At 73.1% G+C, this 26,659-nt stretch carries 20 protein-coding genes; 12 read left to right on the plus strand and 8 right to left on the minus strand.

Translation table 11 applies throughout. The features are described 5' to 3' along the window. Positions 1-189 precede the first annotated feature (189 nt). Both IG62_RS0136215 and IG62_RS0136220 read right to left on the minus strand, forming a co-directional pair. Positions 190-963 (minus strand): SDR family NAD(P)-dependent oxidoreductase, encoded by a 774-nt coding sequence (locus IG62_RS0136215; RefSeq protein WP_030813751.1) that lies wholly within the window; start codon positions 961-963, stop codon positions 190-192. Positions 964-1,187: 224 nt separating this feature from the next. Further along, positions 1,188-1,847: an MOSC domain-containing protein gene (locus IG62_RS0136220; protein WP_030813754.1), complete on the minus strand. Its 660-nt coding sequence runs from the start codon at positions 1,845-1,847 to the stop codon at positions 1,188-1,190. A 239-nt stretch (positions 1,848-2,086) separates the two neighbouring features. On the opposite strand from IG62_RS0136220, the gene IG62_RS0136225 reads away from it, so the two are divergent. Beyond that, positions 2,087-2,998, plus strand: a complete 912-nt coding sequence (locus IG62_RS0136225) for a LysR family transcriptional regulator (protein WP_030813757.1) — start codon at positions 2,087-2,089, stop codon at positions 2,996-2,998. 421 nt (positions 2,999-3,419) lie between these two features. Here the strand turns inward: IG62_RS0136225 and IG62_RS0136230 are convergent, their stop codons facing one another. Further along, positions 3,420-3,752, minus strand: coding sequence for a WhiB family transcriptional regulator (locus IG62_RS0136230; RefSeq protein WP_030416371.1), 333 nt, complete (start codon positions 3,750-3,752; stop codon positions 3,420-3,422). A gap of 382 nt (positions 3,753-4,134) precedes the next feature. Here IG62_RS0136230 and IG62_RS0136235 point away from each other — a divergent pair, with 382 nt between their 5' ends. From IG62_RS0136235 to IG62_RS0136250, 4 genes are all read left to right on the plus strand, one after another. Next, positions 4,135-4,746, plus strand: coding sequence for a response regulator transcription factor (locus tag IG62_RS0136235; protein WP_003948568.1), 612 nt, complete (start codon positions 4,135-4,137; stop codon positions 4,744-4,746). 279 nt (positions 4,747-5,025) lie between these two features. Then, the gene (locus tag IG62_RS0136240) at positions 5,026-5,601 is read left to right on the plus strand and encodes a sigma-70 family RNA polymerase sigma factor (RefSeq protein WP_018090849.1); all 576 of its coding nucleotides are present in this window, start codon (positions 5,026-5,028) and stop codon (positions 5,599-5,601) included. A gap of 130 nt (positions 5,602-5,731) precedes the next feature. Further along, a complete protein-coding gene (gene guaB, locus IG62_RS0136245) occupies positions 5,732-7,234 on the plus strand; it encodes an IMP dehydrogenase (RefSeq protein ID WP_030813761.1) in 1,503 nt (500 codons plus the stop codon). Positions 7,235-7,356: 122 nt separating this feature from the next. Beyond that, positions 7,357-8,472 (plus strand): GuaB3 family IMP dehydrogenase-related protein, encoded by a 1,116-nt coding sequence (locus tag IG62_RS0136250; protein ID WP_030813764.1) that lies wholly within the window; start codon positions 7,357-7,359, stop codon positions 8,470-8,472. Positions 8,473-9,235: 763 nt separating this feature from the next. Here IG62_RS0136250 and IG62_RS0136255 read toward each other — a convergent pair. Beyond that, positions 9,236-10,477, minus strand: coding sequence for a nucleotide sugar dehydrogenase (locus IG62_RS0136255; RefSeq protein ID WP_030813767.1), 1,242 nt, complete (start codon positions 10,475-10,477; stop codon positions 9,236-9,238). A 244-nt stretch (positions 10,478-10,721) separates the two neighbouring features. On the opposite strand from IG62_RS0136255, the gene IG62_RS0136260 reads away from it, so the two are divergent. After that, on the plus strand, positions 10,722-12,428 hold the full coding sequence (locus IG62_RS0136260) for a glycerol-3-phosphate dehydrogenase/oxidase (RefSeq protein ID WP_030813770.1): 1,707 nt from the start codon (positions 10,722-10,724) through the stop codon (positions 12,426-12,428). A 29-nt stretch (positions 12,429-12,457) separates the two neighbouring features. Here the strand turns inward: IG62_RS0136260 and IG62_RS0136265 are convergent, their stop codons facing one another. After that, positions 12,458-13,636 carry a serine hydrolase domain-containing protein gene (locus IG62_RS0136265; RefSeq protein WP_037840204.1) on the minus strand — a complete coding sequence of 393 codons (1,179 nt, stop codon included), beginning with the start codon at positions 13,634-13,636 and terminating at the stop codon, positions 12,458-12,460. 189 nt (positions 13,637-13,825) lie between these two features. On the opposite strand from IG62_RS0136265, the gene IG62_RS0136270 reads away from it, so the two are divergent. Together IG62_RS0136270 and IG62_RS0136275 are read left to right on the plus strand one after the other, a co-directional pair. Continuing rightward, a complete protein-coding gene (locus tag IG62_RS0136270) occupies positions 13,826-15,934 on the plus strand; it encodes a serine/threonine-protein kinase (RefSeq protein WP_234326888.1) in 2,109 nt (702 codons plus the stop codon). 204 nt (positions 15,935-16,138) lie between these two features. Beyond that, positions 16,139-18,310, plus strand: coding sequence for a protein kinase (locus IG62_RS0136275; protein ID WP_030813778.1), 2,172 nt, complete (start codon positions 16,139-16,141; stop codon positions 18,308-18,310). Positions 18,311-18,322: 12 nt separating this feature from the next. On the opposite strand, the gene IG62_RS0136280 is transcribed toward IG62_RS0136275, so the two are convergent. Both IG62_RS0136280 and IG62_RS0136285 read right to left on the minus strand, forming a co-directional pair. Then, positions 18,323-19,513: a winged helix DNA-binding domain-containing protein gene (locus IG62_RS0136280; RefSeq protein ID WP_030813781.1), complete on the minus strand. Its 1,191-nt coding sequence runs from the start codon at positions 19,511-19,513 to the stop codon at positions 18,323-18,325. 42 nt (positions 19,514-19,555) lie between these two features. After that, a complete protein-coding gene (locus IG62_RS0136285) occupies positions 19,556-21,076 on the minus strand; it encodes a class I adenylate-forming enzyme family protein (protein ID WP_030813784.1) in 1,521 nt (506 codons plus the stop codon). A 153-nt stretch (positions 21,077-21,229) separates the two neighbouring features. Between IG62_RS0136285 and IG62_RS0136290 the strand changes: the two genes are divergently transcribed. The 3 genes from IG62_RS0136290 (at position 21,230) to IG62_RS0136300 (ending at position 24,306) form a co-directional block, all read left to right on the plus strand. Next, positions 21,230-22,363 carry an acyl-CoA dehydrogenase family protein gene (locus IG62_RS0136290; RefSeq protein ID WP_030813787.1) on the plus strand — a complete coding sequence of 378 codons (1,134 nt, stop codon included), beginning with the start codon at positions 21,230-21,232 and terminating at the stop codon, positions 22,361-22,363. Positions 22,364-22,370: 7 nt separating this feature from the next. Beyond that, the gene (locus IG62_RS0136295) at positions 22,371-23,360 is read left to right on the plus strand and encodes an acyl-CoA dehydrogenase family protein (protein ID WP_030813790.1); all 990 of its coding nucleotides are present in this window, start codon (positions 22,371-22,373) and stop codon (positions 23,358-23,360) included. 472 nt (positions 23,361-23,832) lie between these two features. After that, positions 23,833-24,306: an ATP-binding protein gene (locus IG62_RS0136300; protein WP_030813793.1), complete on the plus strand. Its 474-nt coding sequence runs from the start codon at positions 23,833-23,835 to the stop codon at positions 24,304-24,306. 258 nt (positions 24,307-24,564) lie between these two features. On the opposite strand, the gene IG62_RS0136305 is transcribed toward IG62_RS0136300, so the two are convergent. Continuing rightward, positions 24,565-25,491, minus strand: coding sequence for a cyclase family protein (locus IG62_RS0136305; protein ID WP_030813796.1), 927 nt, complete (start codon positions 25,489-25,491; stop codon positions 24,565-24,567). Positions 25,492-25,573: 82 nt separating this feature from the next. On the opposite strand from IG62_RS0136305, the gene IG62_RS0136310 reads away from it, so the two are divergent. Beyond that, the gene (locus tag IG62_RS0136310; RefSeq protein ID WP_030813799.1) at positions 25,574-26,470 is read left to right on the plus strand and encodes an SDR family oxidoreductase; all 897 of its coding nucleotides are present in this window, start codon (positions 25,574-25,576) and stop codon (positions 26,468-26,470) included. The last annotated feature ends 189 nt before the right edge of the window (positions 26,471-26,659 follow it).

The raw sequence follows: 26,659 nt of genomic DNA on the forward strand, positions 1-26,659 counted from the left end.
AAAGCGACAGCAGTCCACGAACAAGGCCCCGGAGGTCCGTCACCGCACCCACCACAAACCCAGCCCGCCGCAGGCGCAACGGCGAGACGCCCCGCGGCGCCGCAGACAGCTACGTGCGCGGCGCCGCAAAGCGCAACGGCGAGCAACAACCGCGGCGCCGCAGACGGGTACGTGGGCGGAAACCAAAAGTCAGCGCGGCCCGTACTTGCGCCCCGTCCGCGACGTAAGGCCCCCCAGCACCCCGCGCGGCGCCAGCTTCACCGCGCCCATGAGGGCCTTGTAGCGCGGGTCGGGGATCGAGAGGGACTTGCCCCGCATGAGGTCCTTCATCGCCGCGTCGACCAGCTTGTCGGCGTCCAGCCACATCCAGCCGGGGATGTTGTCCGTGCCCATCCCGGCCCGCTGGTGGAACTCGGTCCGTACGAAGCCGGGGCACAACGCCATCAGGCGCACCCCGCTGCCCGCCAGGTCGCGCGCCGCGCCCTGCGTGAACTGCACCACCCACGCCTTGCTCGCGCCGTAGGTGCCGCGCGGCACGAACGCCGCCACCGAGGCCACGTTGACCACCGCACCGCGCCGCCGGTCCCGCATCCCGCGCACGCCGGCGGTGGTGAGCCGCAGCACCGCCTCGCAGTGCACCTTCAGCATCGTCAGTTCGTCGGCCATCGGGACTTCGAGGTACTCGCCCTTGTTGCCGAACCCGGCGTTGTTCACCAGCAGATCGACCGGGTGTTTGGCGTCCGAGAGCCGCGCCTCGACCGCCGCGATGCCGTCGTCCGTCGCCAGGTCGGCGCTGAGCACCTCCGCCTCGATGCCGTGCCGGTCGTGCAACTCGGTGGCCTGCTCGCGCAGTCGCTTCTCGTCGCGGGCCACCAGCACCACGCTGTGGCCGTCGCTCGCCAGCCGCCGGGCGAACGCCGCGCCGATGCCCGCCGTCGCTCCCGTGATCAATGCAGTCGTCATACCGGCACGCTATCCGCCCGCAGCGCGCCACCGGAGCCCCAACCCCACCACCGGAGGCCCAGCTCCCACCACTGGAGCCCCAACCCCCACCACCGGAGCCCTAACCCCCGCACCCCGCGGCAGGTCCTGGCGCATCGGCCGGCCCGCGGGCCCACCGGCCCGCGGGCCCACCGGCCCGCCCACGCCCCGCCCACCGCCCCGCCGGTCTCACCGGCCCGCAGGTCTCACGCGCGCTCCAGGTACTTCGCCACCTGCCGCCGGGTCTCCTCCGGGAGCACCTCGCCCGCGTCCAGCAATTGCGGGAGCAGCTCCCGCCGGCCGGTCAGGGCCCGGAACGCCATCCGGACGGTCACCTCGTGGTCCGGGCGGTGCTCCCGGCGGACGGGGTCCCCGGCGCGGATCTGGCCCGGCTCGATCACCCGGAGGTACGCGCCCGGCACCGCCGCCCCGATGAACCGCTTCATCCAGCGGGGCTCCCCCATCCGCCCCTGGAACGTACGGCAGGGGACCCGCGGCGCCGACACCTCCAGCAGGACGTGGGGGCCGATCCGCCAGCGTTCGCCGATGCGGGCGTGGGTGACCTCGACCCCCCAGGTGGTGAGGTTCTCGCCGAAGAGCCCGTTGGGCAGCGCGCGGCCCAGCTCGCGCTGCCAGACGTCCAGGTCCTCGCGGGCGTACGCGTACACGGCCTTGTCGTCGCCGCCGTGGTGGCGACGGTCGACCACCGCGTCACCGGTCAGCCCACTGCCCCCGACGCCCCTGGGCCCGGGGGAGCGGACCGTCACCGGGCCGTCCACGGGCCGTTTGAAGATGCCCGTGCCGGCCTCGACGGCGGCGTGCGCGTACGGCGTGCGGTGTCCCAAGTTCACGGTCAGCAGCTTCATACGGAGCTCCGATGCCCGGTCGCGGCGGCAGGATGCGGCCCTCACACCAGGGTGACCGCAATTCGCCCCGGCACGCCCCGCACACTCCGCGCGCCCCCGAGCCTCCGACGCCCTCCTCCGTGCACCGTGCGGTGATCCGGCCCCCGGCCCCGCGCCTGTGCCTCCGCGCATGCGCCCGGTGCCTCAAAGCAACCAGCCGGTTTTTTCTGATCAACCCAAGATGCGCTTATGCTCGGAACATGATCGAGGCCCGTCACCTCCGCGTGCTGCGCGCCGTCGCCAGGACCGGCTCGTTCTCCGGCGCGGCGCGGGAGCTGGGCTGCACGCAGCCGGCCATCAGCCAGCAGATGAAGGCGCTGGAGCAGTCCGCCGGGACCCCGCTGCTGGTCCGGGCGGGCCGCGAAATGCGGCTGACGCAGGCCGGCGAGGCACTCGTACGGCATGCGGTCGGCATCCTGGCCGGGCTGACCGCCGCCGAGGAGGAGGTCGCGGCCATCGCCGGCCTCCGGGCCGGGCGGGTGCGGCTGGTGTCCTTCCCCTCGGGCAGCTCGACGCTGGTGCCGACCGCCCTGGCGAAGATGCGCGCCGCCCACCCCGGCACCCGGGTCTCGCTGGTGGAGGCCGAGCCACCGCGCTCGATCGAGATGCTGCGCAACGGCGACTGCGAGATCGCCCTGGCGTTCCGCTACCCGGAGGTGCGCGGGGCGGACCCGGCGGCCGGTGCGGAGTGGGACGACCTGGTGGTGCGGCCGATCCTGGCGGACCGGCTGATCGGCCTGGTCCCGGACGGCCACCGGCTGGCGAGGGCCGGCCGTGCGCGCTTCACCGACCTGGCCGACGAACCGTGGATCGCGGGCTGCCCGCGCTGCCGCCGGCATCTGGTGGAGGTCTGCGAGAGCGCGGGCTTCACGCCCCGCATCGACTTCGCGACGGACGACTACCCGGCCGTGATCGGCCTGGTCGGGGCGGGGCTGGGGGTCGCCGCACTGCCCGAGCTGACCCTCGCGTCGGTACGTCCCAAGGGAGCCACCGCGATCCGGATGGAACCCGCCGTGCACCGGGAGATCGTCGCGCTCACCCTGCCGGACCTTGCCCAGGTCCCGGCCGTCGAGGCCATGCTCGACAAGTTGGTGAACGCCGCGGCCCACTGAGCGCCGCAGAAACAAAAGCGGGCGGACGCAAGCAGGAGGACGCGCACGCCGACCACCCGTGGGCACGCCGCCCCGCGGGATACCGCCGCGAGCGCACGCCGAACCCGCGGGCAAGCCGAAGCTCCCCGCACACCAGAAACCGCACGCAGAAACCGCGCGCCAGAAACCGCACGCCAAAGCCGCAGGCCCGCCCTCCGCGCCCCCGTGTGAACCCCAACCCTGATCCCGAACCCGAACCGACCCGGATCCCGCCCCGCATCCCTCCCGCCCCCGCCGCCCCACCGCAGGCACGGTCCGCCCCCGCCCGCACGAACGATCCCCCGAGTCATCCCCTGGGCGATCCCCTCGGGATCCCCTGAGCGATCTCCTGAACGAACCTCTGCAGGAACGTTTCTTCCCGAGCTCCGCGCGTCCTTCTCCCTCAGTGGCCGGGTGCCCCCGGCCGGCCCGTCATGGAGTTCGCGGGGACCAGGCGGTGGCGGGCCCGGCCCATCAGTTCCTCGCGTTCGTCCTCGGTCAGGCCGCCCCACACCCCGTAGGGCTCACGGACGGCCAGCGCATGCGCCGCGCACTCGGCCCGCACGGGGCAGCGCATACACACCTCTTTCGCCGATGTCTCACGCGCGCTGCGAGCCGCTCCGCGCTCGCCCTCGGGGTGGAAGAAGAGTGAGCTGTCCACGCCGCGGCAGGCGGCCAGCAACTGCCAGTCCCAAAGATCTGCGTTCGGGCCCGGGAGGCGGGAGAAATCTGCCATTGCTTGTCCCCTCGAAGCGATGCGGATTCGGGCTCGGTGCTCACGACCGTACATCTACTGTCGAAGTAGATGTAAATATGACTCATTGCGAATCTAGTCATAGTCAACGCGAAAATGGAAGAAAGGGAGCCAAATAGGGCATAGGGTGCACGCGCGGATGCCGGTCGCCCGATGAGTCGTCTGCGTATCCGGCTCCTCACGGAGCGTGCTGAACTCGGTCGCCGAAGCCGTAACTCTTTCGGGTGACCGTCGTTGAGAGTGCGGAGGCGATTGGCAGAGGTAGCCCTCGGGCAGGTGTCCGAGGCGGCCGTCAATCGCACAGGTGACGATACGTACCAGCCTGGAGGCTCAAGGTGACGCGCATCAGCTGCGGAGGGCGGTCATGACATCCGTCCTCGTCTGCGACGACTCCCCGCTTGCCCGAGAGGCGCTCCGTCGGGCGGTTGCGACCGTGCCCGGCGTCGAGCGTGTGACGACCGCGGCCAACGGCGAGGAAGTCCTCCGCCGCTGGGGTGCCGATCGCTCGGACCTGATTCTGATGGACGTACGGATGCCCGGGCTCGGCGGTGTCGAGACCGTGCGCCGGCTGCTGTCCGCGGACCCGGGCGCCCGGATCATCATGCTCACGGTGGCCGAGGACCTCGACGGCGTCGCGCTCGCGGTCGCCGCCGGGGCCCGTGGCTATCTGCACAAGGACGCCTCGCGCGCCGAGCTGCGGGCGACGGTGACCCAGGCGCTCGCCGACCCGACGTGGCGGCTCGCCCCGCGCCGGCTGCGGTCCGCCGAGATGGGTGCCGCGCCGACGCTCACCGCGCGCGAGATCCAGGTGCTGGAGGGCATGAGCCACGGCCGTTCGAACGCCGAGATCGGCCGTGAGCTCTTCCTGTCGGAAGACACGGTCAAGACGCACGCCCGGCGGCTGTTCAAGAAACTGGGCGCCTCCGACCGGGCCCATGCGGTGGCGCTCGGCTTCCGCTGGGGACTGGTCCGCTAAGGCGTTGTGACGTGCAGCGATGCGGGGGAATGAAGATCCCCGCCCGCCCTGTGGCGGGCGGGGCGGCATGGTGCCCCGCATGCCCCGGTCGCCGACGGCGGTCCGATTCGCCGCGCGGTGCCGCATCCTTGAGGTATGGAGTTCCTCGGGGACGGGCCGCTCGGGCACGAGGGGAGGGCGCGGGAGATGACGGCCGGCGCACCTGCCGCTCATAACGCTTCAGTGCACAACTATGGACCTGGTGCCGCGGACCGTGCGGCGCCAAGGCACCATGGACCGATGCGCGACGACGGGAAGCAGGAGATCGGCGATCTCGTCGCACGCGCCGTCGAGGGGGACCAGCGGGCCACTCATGACCTGCTGGCCCATGTCCACCCCCTCGCCCTGCGCTACTGCCGCACCCGGCTGTCCCGGCTGCCCGGCGATGCCCGGCACTTCGTCGAGGACCTGGCGCAGGAGGTGTGTGTCGCGGTGCTCTGCGCGCTGCCGCGCTACCGCGACACCGGCAAGCCCTTCGAGGCGTTCGTCTTCGCCATCGCCGGCCACAAGGTCGCCGATCTGCAGCGGGCCGCGATGCGCCACCCGGGCAGCACGGCCGTGCCGTCCGACGAGATGCCCGAGCAGCCTGACGACTCCCTCGGCCCCGAGGAGCGGGCGCTGCTGAGCAGCGACGCCGAGTGGGCCAAGAAGCTGCTGGCCAACCTTCCGGAGAACCAGCGCGAGCTGGTGCTGCTGCGGGTGGCGGTCGGGCTGACGGCCGAGGAGACCGGGCAGATGCTGGGGATGTCGCCCGGTGCCGTACGGGTCGCCCAGCACCGCGCGCTGAGCCGGCTGCGGGCGCTCGCCGAGCAGTAGCCCTCGGGTGACGTGTAGTCGCCGTAGGAAAGTACAAGTGACGAGGCCCTCATCGCTCGTGGAATGGGCCACCCCCATAGGCCGTTAGCATGGGAGTCCGCGCTGAGGCAAGAGCATTGGGGAAGGTGTCATGAGTGACAACGTCGACGGTATGCCCGCCAAATTCGCCATGCTCGGGCTGACATACGACGACGTGCTGCTGTTGCCCGGCGCGTCGGAGGTGCTGCCCAACGCGGTGAGCACCGCGTCCCGCGTCTCGCGCAACGTCACGGTGAACATCCCGCTGCTCTCCGCGGCGATGGACAAGGTCACCGAGGCGCGGATGGCCATCGCCATGGCGCGGCAGGGCGGCGCGGGCGTGCTGCACCGCAATCTGTCCATCGAGGACCAGGCCAACCAGGTCGACCTGGTCAAGCGCTCCGAGTCCGGGATGGTCACCGACCCGATCACGGTCCGTCCGGACGCCGACCTCGCCGAGGCCGACGCGCTGTGCGCCAAGTTCCGCATCAGCGGTGTGCCGGTCACCGACGCCGCGGGCAAGCTGCTGGGCATCGTGACCAACCGCGACATGGCCTTCGAGCTGGACCGCCGCCGGCAGGTCCGCGAGGTCATGACCCCGATGCCGCTGGTCACCGGCAAGGTCGGGATCTCCGGTGACGACGCCATCGAGCTGCTGCGCCGCCACAAGATCGAGAAGCTGCCGCTGGTCGACGACGAGGGCGTGCTCAAGGGCCTGATCACGGTCAAGGACTTCGTCAAGGCCGAGAAGTACCCGAACGCCGCCAAGGACGCCGAGGGCCGGCTGGTCGTCGGTGCCGCGGTGGGCGTCGGCGACGCCGCCTACGAGCGGGCGCAGGCGCTGGTCGAGGCCGGTGCCGACTTCCTCGTCGTGGACAGCGCGCACGGCCACTCCCGCGGCATCCTCGACATGATCGCCAAGATCAAGTCCAACATCAGCGTCGACGTGGTCGGCGGCAACGTCGCCACCCGCGACGGCGCCCAGGCCCTGATCGACGCCGGCGCGGACGGCATCAAGGTCGGCGTCGGCCCCGGCTCCATCTGCACGACCCGGGTCGTGGCCGGTGTCGGCGTGCCGCAGGTCACCGCGATCTACGAGGCGGCGCAGGCGGCGAACGCCGCGGGCGTCCCGCTGATCGGCGACGGCGGCCTGCAGTTCTCCGGCGACATCGCCAAGGCCATCGCGGCCGGTGCGGACACCGTCATGCTGGGCTCGCTGCTGGCCGGCTGCGAGGAGTCGCCGGGCGAGATGGTCTTCATCAACGGCAAGCAGTTCAAGTCGTACCGCGGCATGGGCTCGCTGGGCGCGATGCAGTCCCGCGGCCAGGGCCGCTCCTTCTCCAAGGACCGCTACTTCCAGGACAACGTCCTCTCCGAGGACAAGCTGGTGCCCGAGGGCATCGAGGGCCAGGTCCCCTACCGCGGCCCGCTCGCCTCGGTCGCCCACCAGCTCGTCGGCGGTCTGCGCGCCTCCATGGGCTACGTCGGCTCCGCCGACATCCCCGAGCTCAAGGAGAAGGGCCGGTTCGTCCGGATCACCGCCGCGGGCCTGAAGGAGAGCCACCCGCACGACGTCCAGATGATCACCGAGGCGCCGAACTACTCCCGGCGCTGACGCCCCCCAGGTAGCCCCGGGCCTCGTAGGCCCCTACCGTGAGCCCGCGGCCGCACCCCGGCCGCGGGCTCCGGTGCGTCGGGGATACTGGAGACGCAGACGTAGAAGGAAAGGCCACACACGTGACTGAGATCGAGATCGGGCGCGGCAAGCGCGGCCGCCGGGCATACGCATTCGACGACATCGCCGTCGTACCCAGTCGCCGCACCCGCGACCCGAAGGAGGTCTCGATCGCCTGGCAGATCGACGCCTACCGCTTCGAGCTGCCGTTCCTGGCGGCCCCCATGGACTCGGTGGTCTCCCCGCAGACCGCCATCCGCATCGGTGAGCTGGGCGGCCTGGGCGTCCTCAACCTCGAAGGCCTGTGGACCCGCTACGAGGACCCGGAGCCGCTGCTCGCCGAGATCGCCGAGCTCGACGAGGCCGACGCGACCCGCCGGCTCCAGGAGATCTACGCGGCCCCGATCAAGGAAGAGCTGATCGGCCAGCGGATCAAGGAGGTGCGCGACGCGGGCGTGGTCACCGCCGCGGCGCTGTCGCCGCAGCGCACCGCGCAGTTCTCCAAGGCCGTCGTGGACGCCGGCGTGGACATCTTCGTCATCCGCGGCACGACGGTGTCGGCGGAGCACGTGTCGAGCGCGGCCGAACCGCTGAACCTCAAGCAGTTCATCTACGAGCTGGACGTCCCGGTGATCGTCGGCGGCTGCGCCACGTACACCGCGGCCCTGCACCTGATGCGCACCGGCGCGGCGGGCGTGCTGGTCGGCTTCGGCGGCGGTGCCGCGCACACCACCCGTAACGTCCTGGGCATCCAGGTCCCGATGGCGACCGCGGTCGCCGATGTCGCGGCAGCGCGCCGTGACTACATGGACGAGTCCGGCGGCCGTTACGTCCACGTCATCGCCGACGGCGGTGTGGGCTGGTCCGGCGACCTGCCCAAGGCGATCGCCTGCGGCGCGGACGCGGTGATGATCGGCTCCCCGCTCGCCCGCGCGACCGACGCGCCGGGCCGCGGCCACCACTGGGGCATGGAGGCGGTCCACGAGGACGTGCCGCGCGGCAAGCGGATGGACCTGGGTGCGGTCGGCACGACCGAGGAGATCCTCCTCGGCCCCTCGCACACGCCGGACGGTTCGATGAACTTCTTCGGCGCGCTGCGCCGGGCGATGGCGACCACCGGCTACTCGGAGCTGAAGGAATTCCAGCGCGTGGAGGTCACGGTCGCGCCGCGGCGGTAGTCCGTAAGGCACGTCAGGGCACGCACGAAAGGGCCGGTCATCCTGGTGGGGTGACCGGCCCTTCGCATGCCCAACTGCCTTTGCCCGGGGGCGCTTTGTGCGGTGCGGGGGCGCACGGTTGTCTTCGCGGCATATGCGGGCCGGTCAGCGGGGCCGGGCCCGATAGCGTGCACGTGGCGCCCCGGCCTTTCGGGAGCGCCCCCTTCCAAGGACTTGGTTCCGGGCCCCGGCCGTCGGGGCCCGGCCCGATTTCCGACGGACCGTCCCACCGGGCTACTGGGCGGTGTTGTGGAAGGGGGCGACGCCCATGGGACGTCACCGCAAGCCCACTCGCTGGGACCGGATCCGTCTTCGGATGGTGAAGTGCCGGAGGAGGTGGATCTTGCGGATCTTTGGATGGTGAGCGGCCGCCCCCAGAAAGGCTAGGGGCGGACACTCCGTTCACTTCCAGGAGCCTGCCGCAGCGCCCACTGCGGTGGGCTCCACCTGTTGCGGTGAAGGTGAGCGGCCGCCCCCAAGGAAGGTAGGGGCGGACACTCCGTGATCCATCAGGAGCCTGCCGCAGTGGCCTCTGCGGTGGGCTCCACCTCATTGCGGTGACGGTGAGCGGCTGCCCCTATGAAAGGTAGGGGCGGACACCCGTGATCCATCAGGAGCCTGCCGCAGTACCCGCTGCGGTGGGCTCCACCTGTTTCCGTAAGGTACCCGCGCTGCGCGCCCGGTGCCACCAGCTCCGGGGTCCGGGCCGCCGCGCGCGCCCCCTTCACAGCCGGTGCGCCGCCCCCGTGGGCGTGGCGCCTCGCGTGTCCAGCAGCAGCTGGGCCTTCACCGACAGGCCCTGGAGGTCGTAGGTGCGGTGGTGCTGGAGGAGGAGGGTCAGGTCGGCGGCGGAGGCGGCGTCGTAGAGGGAGTCGGCGCGGGGGACGGGGCGGCCGTGGACGGTCCAGTGGGGGACGTGCGGGTCGTGGTACGTGACGTGGGCGCCGAGTTCGCGGAGGCGGGCGGCGATCTCCCAGGCAGGGGCGCCGGTCTGGTCGGCGACGTCCGGTTTGTAGGTGACGCCGAGGAGCAGGATGCGGGCGCCGCGGGCGGACTTGCCGTGTTCGTTGAGGAGGGTGGCGCAGCGCTGGATGACGTAGTGCGGCATCCGGCCGTTGACCTCTTGGGCGAGTTCGACCATGCGGAGGGGGAGCGGGAGGGAGGGGGAACGGCCCCGTTCGGTAAGGGAGTTGGGGTCCACGGCGGGGGCGTGGCCGCCTACGCCGGGGCCGGGGCGGAAGGACTGGAAGCCGAAGGGTTTGGTTTCCGCGCAGCGGATGACGTCCCACAGGTCGACGCCGATGTCGTGGCAGAAGACCGCCATCTCGTTCATCAGGGCGATGTTGACGTGGCGGTAGTTCGTTTCGAGGAGCTTGGCGGTTTCCGCCTCGCGGGGGCCGCGGGCGCGGACGACCTTGTCGGTGAGCCGGCCGTAGAAGGTGGCGGCGGCCTCCGTGCAGGCGGGGGTGAGGCCGCCGATGACCTTGGGCGTGTTGGCGTAGTGGTGGGTGCGGTTGCCGGGGTCGTGGCGGCCGGGTGAGTAGGCGAGGTGGAAGTCGCGGCCGGCGGTGAGGCCGGAGCCCGCTTCGAGCAGCGGGCGCAGGAATTCCTCGGTGGTGCCCGGGTACGCGCTGGACTCCAGGATCACCGTGGTGTGCGGCCGTAGTTGTGCGGCCAGGGTGCGGGCGGCGCCGGCGACGGCGGAGAGGTCCAGGGTGCGGTCCTCGCCGAGCGGGGTGGGGGCGCAGATGACGGCGGTACGGACCCGGCCGAGGGCGGTGGGGTCGGCGGTGGTGCGGAAGCCGGCGGCGAGCAGCCGGCGGAGTTCGGTGGCGGTCAGCGGCCCGTCGGTGGCGGCGGGCGGGTCGGGGTCGTAGCCGAGGGTGCCGATGCCGGCGGTGGTGGCGGCCTGGGCGAGGGGGAGGCCGAGGTGACCGAGTCCGATGACGGCGAGATCTGCGGGCATGCTGCGACCGTCCTTCCCTGGCGGGGGGTGGCGGGTGGTGTGCGGGGGCGGGAAGTGCATGACGTATGCGAAGAGTGCATAAGTAGACTAAGCGGATATTTGGCCCAGAATGGGGATTGAGGGATCAAGGTGGCCGGGGTGTTGCCGTGTGGGTGAGGGGGGATAGCGGCAAGGAGCGCGGTCAGAATCGACGGACGGGGCAGGGCCCCGGTCACGGTGGCCCCGACCACAGCGGGAGGCAGCGGTGAGGACAGCGATACTGGGACCGGCACAGCGGGCCGAGGCGCTCGCCCGAATGGCGGAGCGGGAGCTGGACGTTCTCGTGGTCGGTGGCGGGGTCGTCGGCGCGGGGACCGCGCTCGACGCGGCGACCCGCGGACTGGACACCGGACTGGTCGAGTCCCGGGACTGGGCCTCCGGCACGTCCAGCCGGTCGAGCAAGCTGATCCACGGCGGTCTGCGGTATCTGGAGATGCTGGACTTCGCGCTGGTGCGGGAGGCGCTGAAGGAGCGTGGGCTGTTGCTGGAGCGGCTGGCGCCGCATCTGGTCAAGCCGGTGCCGTTCCTGTATCCGCTGCAGCACAAGTTCTGGGAGCGCTGGTACGCGGGCTCCGGTGTGGCGTTGTACGACGGGATGTCGGTGTCGTCGGGGCACGGCCGCGGGCTGCCGGTCCACCGGCACCTGTCGCTCAAGAAGGCGCTGCGGGTCGCGCCGTGCCTGAAGAAGGACGCGCTGGTGGGCGCGTTGCAGTACTACGACGCGCAGATGGACGACGCGCGGTACGTCGCGACCCTGGTGCGGACCGCGGCGGCGTACGGCGCGCACGCCGCCAACCGGGCGCGGGTGGTGGGTTTCCTGCGCGAGGGCGAGCGGGTGGTCGGCGCGCGGGTGCAGGACGTCGAGGGCGGCCGGGAGTACGAGGTCCGGGCGCGGCAGATCGTCAACGCCACGGGGGTGTGGACGGACGACACCCAGGCGCTGATCGGGGAGCGCGGGCAGTTCCACGTGCGGGCCTCGAAGGGGATCCACCTGGTCGTTCCCAAGGACCGCATCCACTCGACGACCGGGCTGATCCTGCGGACCGAGAAGAGCGTGCTGTTCGTCATCCCCTGGGGGCGGCACTGGATCGTGGGGACCACGGACACCGACTGGGACCTGGACAAGGCGCATCCGGCGGCGTCCAGCGCGGACATCGACTATCTGCTGGAGCATGTGAACGCGGTCCTCGCCACCCCGCTGACCAGGGACGACGTCGAGGGTGTCTATGCCGGGCTGCGGCCGCTGCTGGCGGGGGAGTCGGACGCCACCAGCAAGCTGTCGCGGGAGCACACGGTCGCGCATCCGGTGCCGGGCCTGGTGGTGGTCGCCGGCGGCAAGTACACGACGTACCGGGTGATGGCCAAGGACGCCGTCGACGCGGCGGTGCACGGGCTGGACCAGAGGGTCGCGGAGTGCGTCACCGAGGAGGTGCCGCTGGCTGGTGCCGAGGGGTACAAGGCGCTGTGGAACGCCCGGGCCCGGATCGCGGCCCGCACCGGGCTGCACGTGGCGCGGATCGAGCACCTGCTGAACCGGTACGGCGCGCTCACCGAGGAACTGCTGGAGCTCGTGGTGGGCGATCCTTCACTGGGCGAACCACTGACCGGCGCCGACGACTATCTGCGCGCCGAGGCCGTCTACGCCTGTACGCACGAGGGGGCGCGTCACCTCGACGACGTGCTGACCCGCCGGACCCGGATCTCGATCGAGACCTTCGACCGCGGGACCCGCTGCGCCCGCGAGGTGGCCGAGTTGATGGCGCCGGCGCTCGGCTGGGACGACGACCAGGTCGAGAAGGAGATCACCCACTACCGCAAGCGGGTCGAGGCGGAACGCGAATCGCAGCGCCAGCCGGACGATCTGACGGCGGATGCGGCGCGGCTGGGGGCACCGGACATCGTGCCGCTGTAGGCGCCCCGGGCCCGGCTGGCATTCACGGCTTATTTCCGGGCGCAGAACTCGGCGCTCAGCACCGCGGTGGTGTCGGCCGGGTTCGGCAGGTCGTCCGTGTTCACGCGGTAGCTGACGACGTGTCGCCCGCCGACGGTGCCCGCGGACTGCGCGAAGGACCCGTTGATGTCGCCGTTGTGGCCCCAGACCGTCACCCCGCAGGGCAGCCGGGTCGCGTAGAGGCCGAGGCCGTAGGTGCCGCCGGTGTGCTTCTCGCTGCGTATGGCGGCCATCTGGCGCGGCGGCAGGAACTTCCCGCCGAGCAGGGCGGAGAAGAACCGGTTGAGGTCGCCCAGGGTGGTGACCATCTCGCCGGCCGCGCCGGCCCGGCTGGGGTCCAGCGAGGTGGCGTCCACCCGCCGGTCGCCGATCCGGGAGTACGCGCGGCCGTGCGGCGCCGGCAGCACCGGGTCGGTGCCGGGGAACGAGGTGTGGGCGAGCCCGGCCGGGAGGAGGATGCGGCGGCGGATCTCGGCGGCGTACGGGTGGCCGGTGACCGCCCGGATGATCAAGCCGAGCACCAGGTAGTTGGTGTTGGAGTAGGCGTAACGGGTGCCGGGTGCGGCCACCGGCGGATGGCGGAGGGCGATCCGCAGGAGTTCGGCCGGGGTGTGGCTGTCGTAGCGGTGGGCGGCGAAGCCGGTGCCGTAGAGCCGGCGGGCGAGCCGCGGGTCCTGGGTGTAGTTGAACAGGCCGCTGGTGTGGTCGAGCAGCTGGTGGACCGTCACGTTCCGTAGGTCGCTGCCGTCGTGGCCGGCCGTGACCGGTACGCCCGGCGGGAGGTGGGCGGCCGCCGGATCGCTCAGGCGCAGCCGCCGCTCGGCGACGAGCTGCAGGACGACCGTCGCCACCAGGGGTTTGGTGAGGCTGCCGGCCCGGAAGTGGTCCGCCGCGGTCATCCTGCGCCCGCTGCGCAGATCGGCGTGGCCGGCCGAGGAGAAGCGCGAGGCGGGGAACCGGCCGTCGCGGGTGATGAGCGAGGCCGCGCCCGGGGCGCCGTCCGCGACCAGCCGGTGCAGTGCGGGCACCGTGGTGGCCGGCGGCCGGGCGACGCTTCCCACCGGCGGTACACGGGTGGTGGCCGGCCGGCCCGTGCAGGCGGGCAGGGCCAGCGCGGCCACTGCGGCCAGCGCCGCCGCCACGGCCGGCCCGGGCGGACGCATCGTCATCGGGACTCCCGTTCGTCGGGGCCATCATGACGGGTAGGCGGTGCCGCCCGGCACCGACCCGGGCCTTCCGCACGGCCGCGGATGAGGGAGAATGAAGGCTCTGCCAGGGTGGGTTGTCCGAGTTGGGTCAGTTTGGCGATCGATGCGATGTCAAGGCTGCCAACTCGGCTGGATTGCCGAGGGGATTCAGTGGGCGACGAGGTCGAGATGGACGGCAAGGAGGGCAGGCTGCTCGCCGGCCGGTACCGGCTCGCCGATGTTCTCGGCCGGGGTGGCATGGGCACCGTCTGGCGGGCACGCGACGAGGTCCTGGGCCGTACGGTCGCAGTCAAGGAACTGCGCTTCCCGGGCGGGGTCGAGGAGGACGAGAAGCGCCGGCTGATCACCCGCACGCTGCGCGAGGCCAAGGCGATCGCCCGGATCCGGAACAACGGCGCGGTGACGGTCTACGACGTGGTCGACGAGGACGACCGCCCGTGGATCGTGATGGAGCTGGTCGAGGGCCGCTCGCTCGCCGAGGTCGTACGGGACGACGGCCCGCTCACCCCGCGCCGCGCCGCCGAGGTCGGCCTCGCCGTGCTCGACGTGCTGCGCGCCGCGCACGACGCCGGCATCCTGCACCGCGATGTGAAGCCGTCCAACGTCCTGATGTCCGACGACGGCCGGGTCGTGCTGACCGACTTCGGCATCGCCCAGGTCGAGGGCGACCCCTCGGTGACCTCGACCGGCATGCTCGTCGGCGCGCCCTCCTACATCTCCCCCGAGCGCGCCCGCGGCCAGAAGCCCGGCCCGCCGGCCGACCTGTGGTCGCTGGGCGGCCTGCTGTACGCCTGTGTCGAGGGCGTTCCGCCGTACGACAAGGGCTCGGCGATCGCCACGCTCACGGCCGTGATGACCGAGCCGGTCGAGCCGCCGAAGAGCGCCGGTGCGCTGGAAGAGGTCATCTTCGGGCTGCTGGTGAAGGACCCGCAGGCCCGGCTGGACGACGCCGGTGCGCGGTCGATGCTGCTGGACGTCATCCACGCGCCGGAGAAGACCGAGCCGCCGATGGACGCGACCCGGGCGATGGCGCTGCCGACGGTGCCCGGCGAGCGCACCCCGGCCGGGCCGAAGGACGCGCCGAAGACCAAGCCGGCCGCGAAGCCGAAGGCCGCCAAGAGCGGTGCCCCGGCGCGGCCGCAGCGCAAGCCGAAGGAGAAGCCGGCCGCCGCGTCGGCCGCGGCGCCCGGGGCGGCCGGGTCCACCGCGTCCGCCGGTGCGTCCGCGAAGGCGCCGGCCCGGCCGGAGCGGAAGCCCGCCGCGGTCGCGGCAAAGCGGCCGGTCGCGGGCGGCACAGCAACGGACCGGCCGTCCGGTGGCCGCCCCGGCTTCGACGGCGAGGCCGCCAAGGAGCGGGTGCGCGCCGCCCTGAAGTCCGTGCGCAACGCCGCCGCCGCGGCCGCGGCCCGTGCGGACTCCAGACCCGGCGACGGGGACCGCCCGTCCGCCCCGCGTGCGTCGCTGACCGATGTCGTCCCGCGCCGCACCCTGATCACCGTGGCCGTGGTCGTCGTCCTCGCGGTGCTGGGTACGGTCCTGGCGCTGTCCCTCGGCGGCGACGACACCGGCGCGAAGGGCAGCGGTTCCTCGGGCAAGGACGGCAAGGGGTCCTCCGCGGCGCGCACCAAGCCCTCGACCGACGCGGCCGACGCGAACGGGGACGACGCGAAGGGCGACGACGCGAACAGCGGCGGCCCCGGTCAGCCGGGCCCGGCGCCGAGCGCCGACCAGGCCGGCGACAAGGGCGGCGCGGACGGCAACGGCGGTGACGGCGGCGGCGGGAAGGGCGGCGCGAAGCTGCCGGACGGCTACGCCCAGAAGACCAACGGCACGTTCCACTTCCGTATGGCCATGCCCAAGGGCTTCCGGCAGACCGGCACCGCCGGGCAGGGCTCCGGCGCCATATACAGCGCCTCGGGCGACGGATTCCCGCGCGTCCAGGTCGACTACAACGCCAAGCCCGGCAAGGACGCCGCGGCCGCCTGGCGCAGCCTGGAGCCGAGCGTGCGCGGCTCCAGCGACGACTACCACCTCATCAGCATCAAGACGGTGAAGTGGCGGGGCTATCCGACCGTCGCCGACTGGTCGTTCACCCGCACCCAGGACGGCGAGAAGGTACGAATCCTCAACCGCGGCTTCCGGGCCGACGACGACCACGGCTACGCCATCATGATCACCTGCAAGGCGGACAGCTGGTCGGGCAAGGAGTGCCAGCAGGTCATCGCCACCGCGTTCAAGACGTTCGCGGTGAAGGACTGAGCGGACGCGGCCGGCGGGAGACCGCGGACGGACGCATCGACGGGCCGGGCGGGCGCACCGTCCGGCCCGGGCACGTATCGTGAGACATCGAAGACCGTACGCATCCGCATTCGGTGGGAACACGACCGGAAGTGACCGACGGCGCCCGTGCCGGAGGGCGGCGGAGGCGGGGCGGTAACACAGCACGCGCTGCGGGGAGGCGTCGTGGACGAGTACGCAGGGCGAGTGCTCGCCGAGCGCTACCGCCTGCCCGTGCGCCCCCTCGGCGACGACGACTTCACCGAGTCCCGGGCGTTCGACACGTTCAGCGGGCAGGAGGTGCTGGTCCGTCAGGTACCGCTGCCCGAGGTGGTGGAGGCCGAGGTCCTCGAAGCGGAGGCGGTGGGCGCCGGCCCGGCCGGTTCCGGCGAGTGGAGCGGCGGCGGCCGCTTCGGCGGCTTCCGGGCCACGGGGGTGGCCGACCGCAGCCCCCGCGATCCCGCCGTACGCCGCGCGCTGCAGGCCGCCACGGCCGTGGCGCAGCTGCCCGACCATCCCCGGCTGGAGCAGGTCTTCGACGTCTTCGCCCAGGACGGCAGCCTGTGGATCGTCGGCGAACTCCTCACCGCCCGCCCGCTGTCCGCACTGCTCGCCGAGCGGCCGCTCACCCCGCACCGCGCCGCGGAGATCGGCGCCGATCTGCTCACCGCGCTGCGGATGCTGCACACGGAAGGCCGGCTGCACCGCAACATCACCGCCCGCACGGTCCTGGTCTGCAAAGACGGCCGGGCCATCCTCACCGGGCTGGCGGCGGGCGCGGCCCAGGAAGCACTGTGCGGAGACGATTCGCCTGCCGCGGACGACACCGACGACGCCCGGCCCCTCACCGGGCTCGCGGCCGAACGGGCGCGGCAGGCGCGGCTGACCGTCGTCGGCCCGGTCACCGAACGCTGGGCGCCCGAGCAGGCCGCGCCGGTGGGCGAGGACGCGCCGGCCGCCCGTCCGGGCCCGGCCGCGGATCTGTGGGCGGTCGGCGCGCTGCTGTTCCGGAGCGTGCAGGGCCATCCGCCGTTCCCCGAGGACAGCACCGCCGAACTCGCCCGGCTGGTACGGTCCGGGCCGCCAGTGGACGCGGCGGGGTGCGGGCCGCTGCGCCCGGTCGTCGAGGCCCTGCTGCACCGGGACCCCGCCGAACGCCCCAACCTCGACGAGGTGCGGCACGCCCTTCGCGCGCTGATCCGTACGGCCCCGGAGCCGGAGGCCGAGCGCCGGCTGGTGACGATGCCGGCGCTGGAGCAGGGCGGCGCCCCGCGGTGGCTGCCGATCGTGCGGCGGCGCGGCGAACTCGTCCGCAAGGGGCGGCACAAGAAGGGCCGGCCGGCCGGACGCCCTGAGCCGTCGGCGCAGGCGGCCGCCGCCCCGGCACCGCCCGCAGCGCGCCCTCCGCACCCGCGCCGGATGCCGCCGGCCGAGGAGCGGACCGTCCCTCTCCCGAGCTCGAAGGAGCAGGGGGGACCGCCCTCGCCGCCGGCCCGGCTGCCCCGCCCGCCGAAGCAGCCCAAGCCGTTCCGGCAGCCGAAGCCGTCCCGCGCGGCCCGGCCCGCCCGGCCGCCGCGGGGGACCGCCGTCCCGCACCGGGACGCGTACGAGCCCGAGCTGCTGGCCTCCGGGCCGCGCCCGGACCGGCCCCGCCGCGGTGCGCCGCGCCACCTCGGCCGGCTGCTGCTCGGCGCGATCCTGCTGCTCCTGGTCGGCGCGGTCGCCTACGCCATGGCGTTCCTGCCGAAGGCGGGCGAGGACGCCAAGGACGGGCGGCGCGGCGCGGACCGGACCGCCACCTCGGGTGCCCCGCCCGCAAGCAGCCCCGCTCCGACTCCCTCCGCCGGCAAGGACGGCGGTTCGCCGGACCCCGGTGAGCCGCGGCCCACCGCGCCCGCCGACGTCGCCCCCGGCTTCGCGCTGCGCACCGACCCCCGGGGCTTCCAGATCGCGGTCCGCGACGGCTGGCAGCGGCGCGCCGCCAACGCCCAGGGCCAGGTGCGTTATCTCGGCGGCGACTACGAGCTGCTGGTCGTGCCCGGCCGCGACAGCACCGCCCGGTACGGCGCGGACCCGATGGCCTACCTCCAGAACAAGGAGCCCGAGCTGGCCCCGTACCGCGGCTCCAGCTGGGCGACCGCGGCCGGGCTGCGGCGGATCGACGTCGGCCGGACGGCGATGGCCGAGGGCACGTTCACCTGGCGCGACGGCAGCGGCCGGGAGGTCTACGTCCGCAACCTCGCCATGATCCACAACGGTCGCTACCACCTGGTCCTGGTCATCGGCCCGGACGGCTCCGGGCGCCGCGAGGTCGACCGGCTCTACGAGCAGGCGACCAGTTCGTACCGGCCCCGGTGAGGCCGGTACGGTTCAGCGCCGCCCGGAGAGCTCCCGTTCCAGCGGGGTCCTGAAGCGGGGCGTGATCCGGACCGGGCCGACCCAGGCCGCGAGCCGGGCGGCCTCGGCGGTCACCGCCTCGGCCGCCTCGCCGCCGCCGTCGCCGGTCAGCAGCCGCCAGACGATCTCGCCGTCCGGGCGCTGGGCCCAGCCGCCGATGATCCGGCCGTTCCACCACACCGTCGGGCCGATGTTGCCGCTGCGGTCGAAGAGCTGCGGTACGTGGTCCGGGTCGAGGTACCAGTCCCGGGCCTTCCAGCCCATGGCCGTGGGGTCGAGGGCGGGCAGCAGGGCCGCCCAGGGCTCCGGTTCGGACACCGGCCCGAGGTCGTCGGGCAGGGCCAGCCCGGTCATGCCGCCGTCGAGCGTCACCTCGACGGCGTCGGTGGCGGCCACCGCCCGCCGGGTGTCGGTGAGCGTCCAGCCCGTCCACCACTTGAGGTCCTCGACGGTCGCCGGGCCGTAGGCGGCCAGCCAGCGGCGGGCGAGCGCGGCACGGGCCTCGGCGGCCGGCGGCGCGGGCAGGTCGGCGAACGCGGTGCCCGGCGTCCAGCGGAACGCACTGCTGGTCCAGATGCCGCGCGGGCGGCCGCGCCGGACCCGGCCCTCGGCGGCCAGCGTCCGCAGTAGCCGGCTGGAGACCGCGACGGTGGCCTCGTACGGTTTGCTGGGCGAGACCACGACGCTCTCGCGCAGCGCGGGCACGTCCGCGGTGAGTTCGGCCGCGGCCGCGGTGCCCCGGGCGGCCAGCGCGGCCAGCGTCTTCTCCTCCACCTCCGCCAGCCGCCGCTCGTCCCAGCCGACGCCGGTGGCGAGCCAGCCGACCAGGCCGGCGCGCTCCTTGGCGGCGATCGCCCGCCCGGTGGAGGAGGACACGACCGGTACGAGGCCGGCGCCGACCGCGAACAGGGTGCGGCGCATGGCCAGCAGCCGGACCAGGGTGTGGTCGTCGTAGAGCGCCCGCTCGACCTCGGCCGGGTCCGGCACGGTCAGCCGGGCGCAGGCCGCCAGGTGCACGGTCGCCGCGTCGGTGGCGTGCAGTGCGACGAGCGCGTCGGCGACCTCCTCGGGACGGTCGGCGCGGCACGCGGGGGCGAGCAGATGCCGCCGTCCGAGGCGGGCCCGGCGACCGGCGGTGTCGATACGGGGTCGGGAGTGGCTCATGGGGCGACCGTACGGGAGGTCGCGGACGGCGGATGTCCTCTTTCATGGGTCTCCCGGGGCCGGGCGGGCCGCCCCCGGCCCCCCGAACCGCTCCCGCAGCTCCTGCTTGCGCACCTTGCGCAGCGTCGCCCCGCGCGGCAGCGCGGCCACCACCTCCAACTGCTCGGGGAGCTTGTACCGGGCCAGCCCCTGGCCGAGGAGGTGGGCGCGGACCGCGTCGAGTGTCAACTCCCGTGCGCCCGGCGGCTGTTCGACGACCGCGCAGACCCGTTCGCCGCGCCGGTCGTCCGGCAGCCCGATGACGGCGGCGTCCGCCACGTCCGGGTGCCGGTAGAGCAGCTCCTCGATCTCCTGGGCGGAGACGTTCTCGCCCTTGCGGATGATGATGTCCTTGAGACGGCCGGTGACCACGAGGTGCCCGGTGGGCGTGAGGTGCCCGAGGTCACCGGTGGGCAGGAACCCCTCCGCGTCGAACGGATCGGGCTCACCGAGATAACCCCGGCACACCGCCGGGCCGCGCAGCCGTATCTCTCCGCTGCCGGGCGTGATCCGGACCTCCATACCTGAGGGCGGCCTGCCGTCGGTGGTGGCGAGGTGCTCCGGGCTGTCGTACGGGTCGCCCATGGTGACCATCGGGGCCTCGGTCAGCGCGTAGCCGTGGGTGAGCTGGCAGCCCAGTTCGGCGACGACCTCGTGGTACAGCGCGGGCGGTTTGGGCGCGCCGCCGCCGGCGAGCAGCCGCAGCGCCGGCAGCAGCCTCCGGCCGGGCGGCAGTCGGCGCTGTTCGGCGAGGAAGAGGGTGTAGAAGGCGGTGGAGCCGCCGGCGAGGGTGACGCCGTGCCGGCGGTAGGCGGCGAGCGACCCGGGCAGCGCGAAGCGCTCCAGCAGCAGGGCCGGGATGCCGCACAGCAGGAGCATGACGGTGTAGTCGGGGCCCGCGACATGGGCGTACGGGAAGGCCATCGAGCCGACGTCGGACGGGGCCGGCCGCAGCGCCTCGGCCAGCCAGCGGCCGGCCGTCCGCAGGGAGTGGTCGGTGTGCCGGACGCCCTTGGGCCCGGCGGTGGTGCCGGAGGTCCAGTAGATCCAGCGGACCTGGTGGGCGTCGGCGGGCGGCGGCGGCAGGAGTGCCGGATCGCCGTCCGGCAGCCCGCCGCCGGCCAGGTCGTACGCGGCGATGACGGTGGCCGCGCCCTCCGCGCGGTCGTTCCGGACCGGCCCGGGCACGAGGAAGAAGGCGGCGCCGGTGCGGCGCAGCACCTGCCCCACCTCGTGGTCGCCGTAGCCCGGAACGACCGGGCTCTGCACCGCGCCGAGCCGGGCCAGGGCCAGGCTGACCAGGGCCGTCTCGATGCGGGTCGGCAGCTGCCAGACGACCGTGCAACCGGGCCGTACGCCGCGCGCGTACAGTCCGGCCGCGACCCGCTCGGCCCGCCGCCGCAGCCCGCCGAAGCTGATCCGCCGCTCGTACCGGGCCGACTCCGCCCCCTGGATCAGAGCGACGGCATCCGGACTGCGGGCGGCCCGCCGTACGACCAGGTCCCAGAGGGTGTCACCGGCCATGTTCCCTCCCACCGCGCATAACTGACGTGCCGTCAGACAATGCGCCGAGGTTAGGGGTGGACGCCTTGTCGGTCCAGGGGTCCGGGTCTAGCCTGGTATCGGAACTGACGTACCGTCAGAAAGCCGAACGGGCGCCCGAGGTGAGGGGACACGATGGACCTCGCGTACACCGAGGAGGAAGAGGACTTCCGCGCCCGGCTGCGCGGCTGGCTCGCGGGTGTCCTCCCCACCCTGCCCCCGCGCCCCGACCCGCTCGACTGGCCGGGGCGCCGCGCCTACGACACCACCTGGCAGCGGATGCTGCACGACGCGGGATACGCCGACGTCCACTGGGCGGCCGCCCCCACCCTGCGGCTGATCTTCCTGGAGGAGACCGAACGCGCCGGGGCGCCCTACGTGGGCGCGAACTTCGTCGGACTGCTGCACGCCGGGCCGACCATCGCGGCCGAGGGCACCGAGGCCCAGAAACGGCGCTGGCTGCCGCCGGTACTGCGCGGCGACGAGATCTGGTGCCAGGGCTTCAGCGAACCGGAGGCCGGCTCGGACCTCGCGTCGCTGCGCACCCGCGCGGTGCGCGACGGGGACGCGTACGTGGTGACCGGGACCAAGATCTGGACCTCGCACGCCGAGGTCGCCGACTGGTGCGAACTGCTCGTCCGCACCGACCCCGCCGCCCCCCGGCACCGGGGGATCACCTGGCTCGCCATGCCGATGGACGCCCCCGGCATCACCGTCCGGCCGCTGCGCACCCTCGCCGGGTCGGCGGAGTTCGCCGAGATGTTCCTCGACGAGGTGCGGGTGCCGGTGGACTGCCGGGTCGGCGCGGAGAACGACGGCTGGCGGGTGACGATGGTGACGCTGTCGTTCGAGCGCGGCACCGCCTTCGTCGGCGAGGTGGTGGCCTGCCGGCGGGTGCTGACGGAGGTCGCCCGCCGGGCCCGGGCGAACGGCCGCTGGGACGATACCGTGCTCCGCCGCAGGCTGGGCCGGCTGAACGCGGAGTTCGCCGCGCTGTGGCGACTGACCCAGTGGAACGTCAGCGAGGCGCAACTACGGGGCGGCGGGCCCCGTGCCGGCGGCTCGGTCTTCAAGCTCCGCTACTCGCACGCCCGGCAGGAGCTGTACGACGCGGCGGCCGAGGTGCTGGGGGCCGGCGCCCTGGATGCGGACGAGGAGTGGACCGCCGACCGGCTCTCGTCCCTCTCGTACACCATCGCGGCCGGCACGTCGCAGGTGCAGCAGAACATCATCGCCGAGCGGATCCTCGGCCTGCCGAAGGGGCGGTGACCGGCCGGTGCGCTTCCAACTCACCGACGAGCAAAGGGCGTTGAAGCAGGCGATGCGGGAGCTGCTGGCGGCCCGGTTCGACCGGGACCGGCTGCGGGCGGCGACCGGGGATCCGGCCCCGGACCGGGCGCTGTGGCGGGAGCTGGGCGCGGCCGGGTTCTTCGCGCTGCGCCTGCCGGAGGAGGCCGGCGGCGTGGGGCTGGGCCTGCCGGCGGCGGTGCTGGTCTTCGAGGAGGCCGGGCGGGCGCTGCTGCCGGGGCCGCTGGTGGCTTGCCAGCTGCTCGCCGGGGTGGTGGACGGGGTCGCGGAGGGCGAGAAGATCGTCGGGCTGTGCGACGGGGACGGTGAGCCCGTGCTGTGGGAACACCCGGACGCCTGCGATGAGTTGATCTTGCTGGAGGGTGGCGCCCCGGACCTTGCGCACGGGCCCGGGGGCACGCAGGGGCGCACAACAGGCGCATACCGGAGCGTGGCCGCCGCGGTGTCGCGCGCCCCTTTCGCCTCCGTCGACCCCCTCACCCCGCTCGCCCGCGTCACCGGCCACCCGCGGACGACTCCGCTCAACGGTCCGGACGTGACCCGGCTGCGCCGCGAGGCCGCCCTGCTGACCGCCGCCCAGCAACTGGGCAGTGCGCTCCGTACCGTCGACATGGCGGTCGGTCACGCCCGCGTACGCACCCAGTTCGGCGCGCCCATCGGCTCCTTCCAGGCGGTCAAGCATCTGTGCGCGCAGATGCTCGTACGGGCGGAAATCGCCAGAAGTGCCGTATATGCCGCATCGGTGACGGGTGAGGCCGTCGACGTGGCGGGCGCGAAACTGCTCGCCGACGAGGCCGCGGTGCGCAACGCCCGGGACTGCCTGCAGATTCACGGCGGTACCGGCTTCACCTGGGAAGCCGACGTCCATCTGCACCTCAAACGGGCCTGGTTGCGGGCCGGCTCCTGGGGAACGGCCGGCGAGGCGGAAGAGCTGCTGGCGGCGGATCTGGTCGGCTGAGGGCGGGCGGTTCCGGAATGCGGGGCGATGAGCCGTGAGGGCGGATGTCAGACTCTGGCAACTCGTGTGCGAAATGTCGGACTCACCACACAGAAGTGGTCGCGGAGGGTCGATATCGGGTTGTGTCCTAGGCGTGACTCGTCACAGGGGGGAGTCGGCGCCCCGCTCGGGTACGCTCCGTTGGGTGCGAGTGGTTCTGTGGCGCAACGAACCCGGTGCCGTCGGAATGACGGCTCCGGCGTACGGACTGCCCGCCGCCCGCCTTGGCCGAGGGCCGGCCAATCCCCCTTGTTCGACTCCCCGCAAAGTGCGTCGCACAGTATGCAGGACGCATACTCCCTTGCGCTGGAATATGCCCGAAGCGCTTGTTGGGGTGACTGAACGTCAACCATGCTGTGCCTCGCTGGGGTCACGCACTGTGACTCCATGGAGGCGCGAGGCGATGTTTCCGCCGGTTCGGATGGTGTGAGCGGTGCAGGTGCTTCAGGTGCAGTTGGACGTACGGCCCGACCCCGCGGAGGTGGGGCGGGCCCGGCGATGGGCCAGGTCGCGGCTCCTGGGGTCCGGCATAGGGGCGGACGAGCCGCTCGCGGAGACGCTGATCCTGCTGATCTCCGAACTCGTGACCAACGCCGTGGTGCACACCGGCACCGCGGCCTCGTTGCGGATGTGCTTCTCCGGGTCCGGCGCCGTCGTGGGCACCGTCCGGGTCGAGGTCACGGACTCCAGCGCCCGTCCGCCGCGCCAGCGGCACGCCGACGGTGACGACACCAACGGGCGCGGCCTGGAACTGGTCGACGGCCTCGCCGACCGCTGGGGCTGGCAGCCGGAAGGCGCCGGCAAGCGGATCTGGTGCGAGGTGGACCGCGGCCGGCCGCTGCTGATGGCGACCGGGTCCGATCTGGGGGCCTACGAACCCCAGTGCGCCGTATCGCGCCGGATGTGAGATCTACGGCGTGCAGCGCACATCAAGTCCGGGCCAGGTGTTGACGTAACGTGCCCGTCTGATCACGCTGGGACGAGCGATGCGCCGTGAGGGGACGCCGAGGGCGGGATGCGGCCGGGTCTGCGTACTCGGCCCCGGCCTCGACGAGTGCGGATCGCGGCCCGGTGGGGGGCGGGGGTGGCGGTCCGCGGTGCCGTGCTCGGGGCGCGCACACGAGCGCACCGCCACCCGGCCGGCCCGTCGCGGGCGCGGAGGGGGTCAGAGGATCGCCACCGGCGCGACCGGGGCGCCCGAGCCGCCGACGAACGGTTCGGCCATCGCGGACAGGAAGAACGCATAGCGGCCCGCCTCCGCGCAGGCCGCCGACAATTCCTCCAGATCCCAGTTCTGGCCCTGCAGCATGCCCATCTCCACCAGGTGGAGCGCATGCACCGGCATCCACAGGCCCTCGATCTCCGGCGGGAAGATCTCGAACGTCAGGGTGTCGTTGGCGACCGCCGCGACATCACGGGCCCGGAACCACTCCGGGGTGCGCACCGACAGCCCGGGCGAGGGGAAGGCGTACCCCTGCCTGTCGCCGGCGAGGTAGTGCTGCAGCTGCCCGGTCCGTACGAGAACGATGTCCCCGGCCCGGACCCTCGTCCCGGCCAGTTCCTCGGCGGCGTCCAGGTCCTCCGGCGTGACCGCGTGCCCGCCGGGCAGCCGGTCGGTGCCGTGCGCCCGGGCCACGTCCAGCAGTACGCCCCGGGAGGTGATCGGGGTGGCCTTCTCGATGCCGAGGACGGTGGCGCCGCCGTGGGCGGTGACGGAAGCGGCGGGGCGGTCGTTGTAGAGCCGCCCCGAGTGCGAGACATGGGTCAGGCCGTCCCAGTGGGTGGCCGCCTGGAGGCCCATGGTGACCGCGTCGTCGGAGGTGGCGACCGTACCCGGCCCGAAGATCTCCTGATTGATCGCGACCATCGTGTGCAGCGGATTGACCCGGCCCGGGATCATCCCGGTCTGCACACCGTCCTGCCGCAGCGGCAGCGCGAGCGGGACGCGGCGGCCGCTGCGGATGCAGCCGGCGGCCTCCCGTACCACCTGCTCAGTGATCAGGTTGAGCGTGCCGATCTCGTCGTCCGCGCCCCAGCGCCCCCAGTTGGTGACGCGTCGGGCGATCTCGTGGAACTCCTGCGGCAGCGGCATGGGGCCCTCCGGGGTCTTGTGTTCGGCTCGCGCCTGCCCAAAAATCTAACGGTCCGTCAGAAACTGCGGGAAGGGGCGCGGCATGGGGAACTTCTTGGCCGGCAAGGTGGTCGCCGTCACCGGGGCCGGGCGCGGCATCGGGCGGGCGGTGGCGCTGGCCTGCGCACAAGAGGGCGGCAAGGTCGTGGTCAACGACTACGGGGTCGCCATCGACGGCGCCGAACCGAGCAGCGAGGTCGCCGAGGCGGTGGTGAAGGAGATCGAGGCGGCCGGCGGCACGGCGACCGCGGTCGCCGACGACGTGTCCACGATGGCGGGCGGCCAGCGGATCGTCGACACCGCGCTGGCGCAGTACGGGCGGATCGACGGCGTCGTCTGCGTGGCCGGCATCCTGCGGGAGCGGATGCTCTTCAACATGTCCGAGGAGGAGTGGGACCCGGTGGTCGCCACCCACCTCAAGGGCACCTTCACGGTCTTCCGGGCCGCGGCCGCGGTGATGCGCCGCCAGGGCTCCGGCACGCTGGTGGGCTTCACCAGCGGCAACCACCAGGGTTCGGTCTCGCAGGCCAACTACTCCGCCGCGAAGGGCGGAATCATCTCGCTCGTCCGCAGCGCGGCGCTGGGCCTGCACAAATACGGCGTGACGGCCAACGCGGTCGCCCCCGTCGCCCGCACCCGGATGTCGGCGAACGTCCCCATGGAACTCACCGAGATCGGCGAACCGGAGGACGTGGCGGCCTTCGTCGTCTACCTCCTGAGCGACCGCGCCCGCGAGGTGACCGGCCAGGTCTACACGGTGGCCGGCCCCAAGATCGCGGTCTGGGCCCAACCGGTGGAGCTGCGCTCCGTACACGCCGACGAGGGGAGCTGGACACCGGAACGGGTGGCGGAGCTCGTGCCGGACATGGTGGGCGTCGACCCGATGCCGTTGCTGGGGCAGGTGTCCGCGATGGCGGCGGCGGCACGGCGGAGGCGCTGACGCTTGGTTTCGCCCACGTACCCGTCTGCTGCGCCGCGGGGCGCTGCGCTTTGCGGCGCCCCGCACGTACCCGTCTCTCCCGCCGCGGGTCGTCTCGCCGTTGCGCCTGCGGCGGGCTGGGTTTGTGGTGGGTGCGGTGACGGGCCTCCGGGGCCGGTGTTTGGGACTGCTGTCGCTTTACGTCCCAAA

The sequence above is a fragment of the Streptomyces sp. NRRL S-337 genome, from assembly GCF_000720175.1.
Classification (GTDB): Bacteria; Actinomycetota; Actinomycetes; order Streptomycetales; family Streptomycetaceae; genus Streptomyces; species Streptomyces siderophoricus.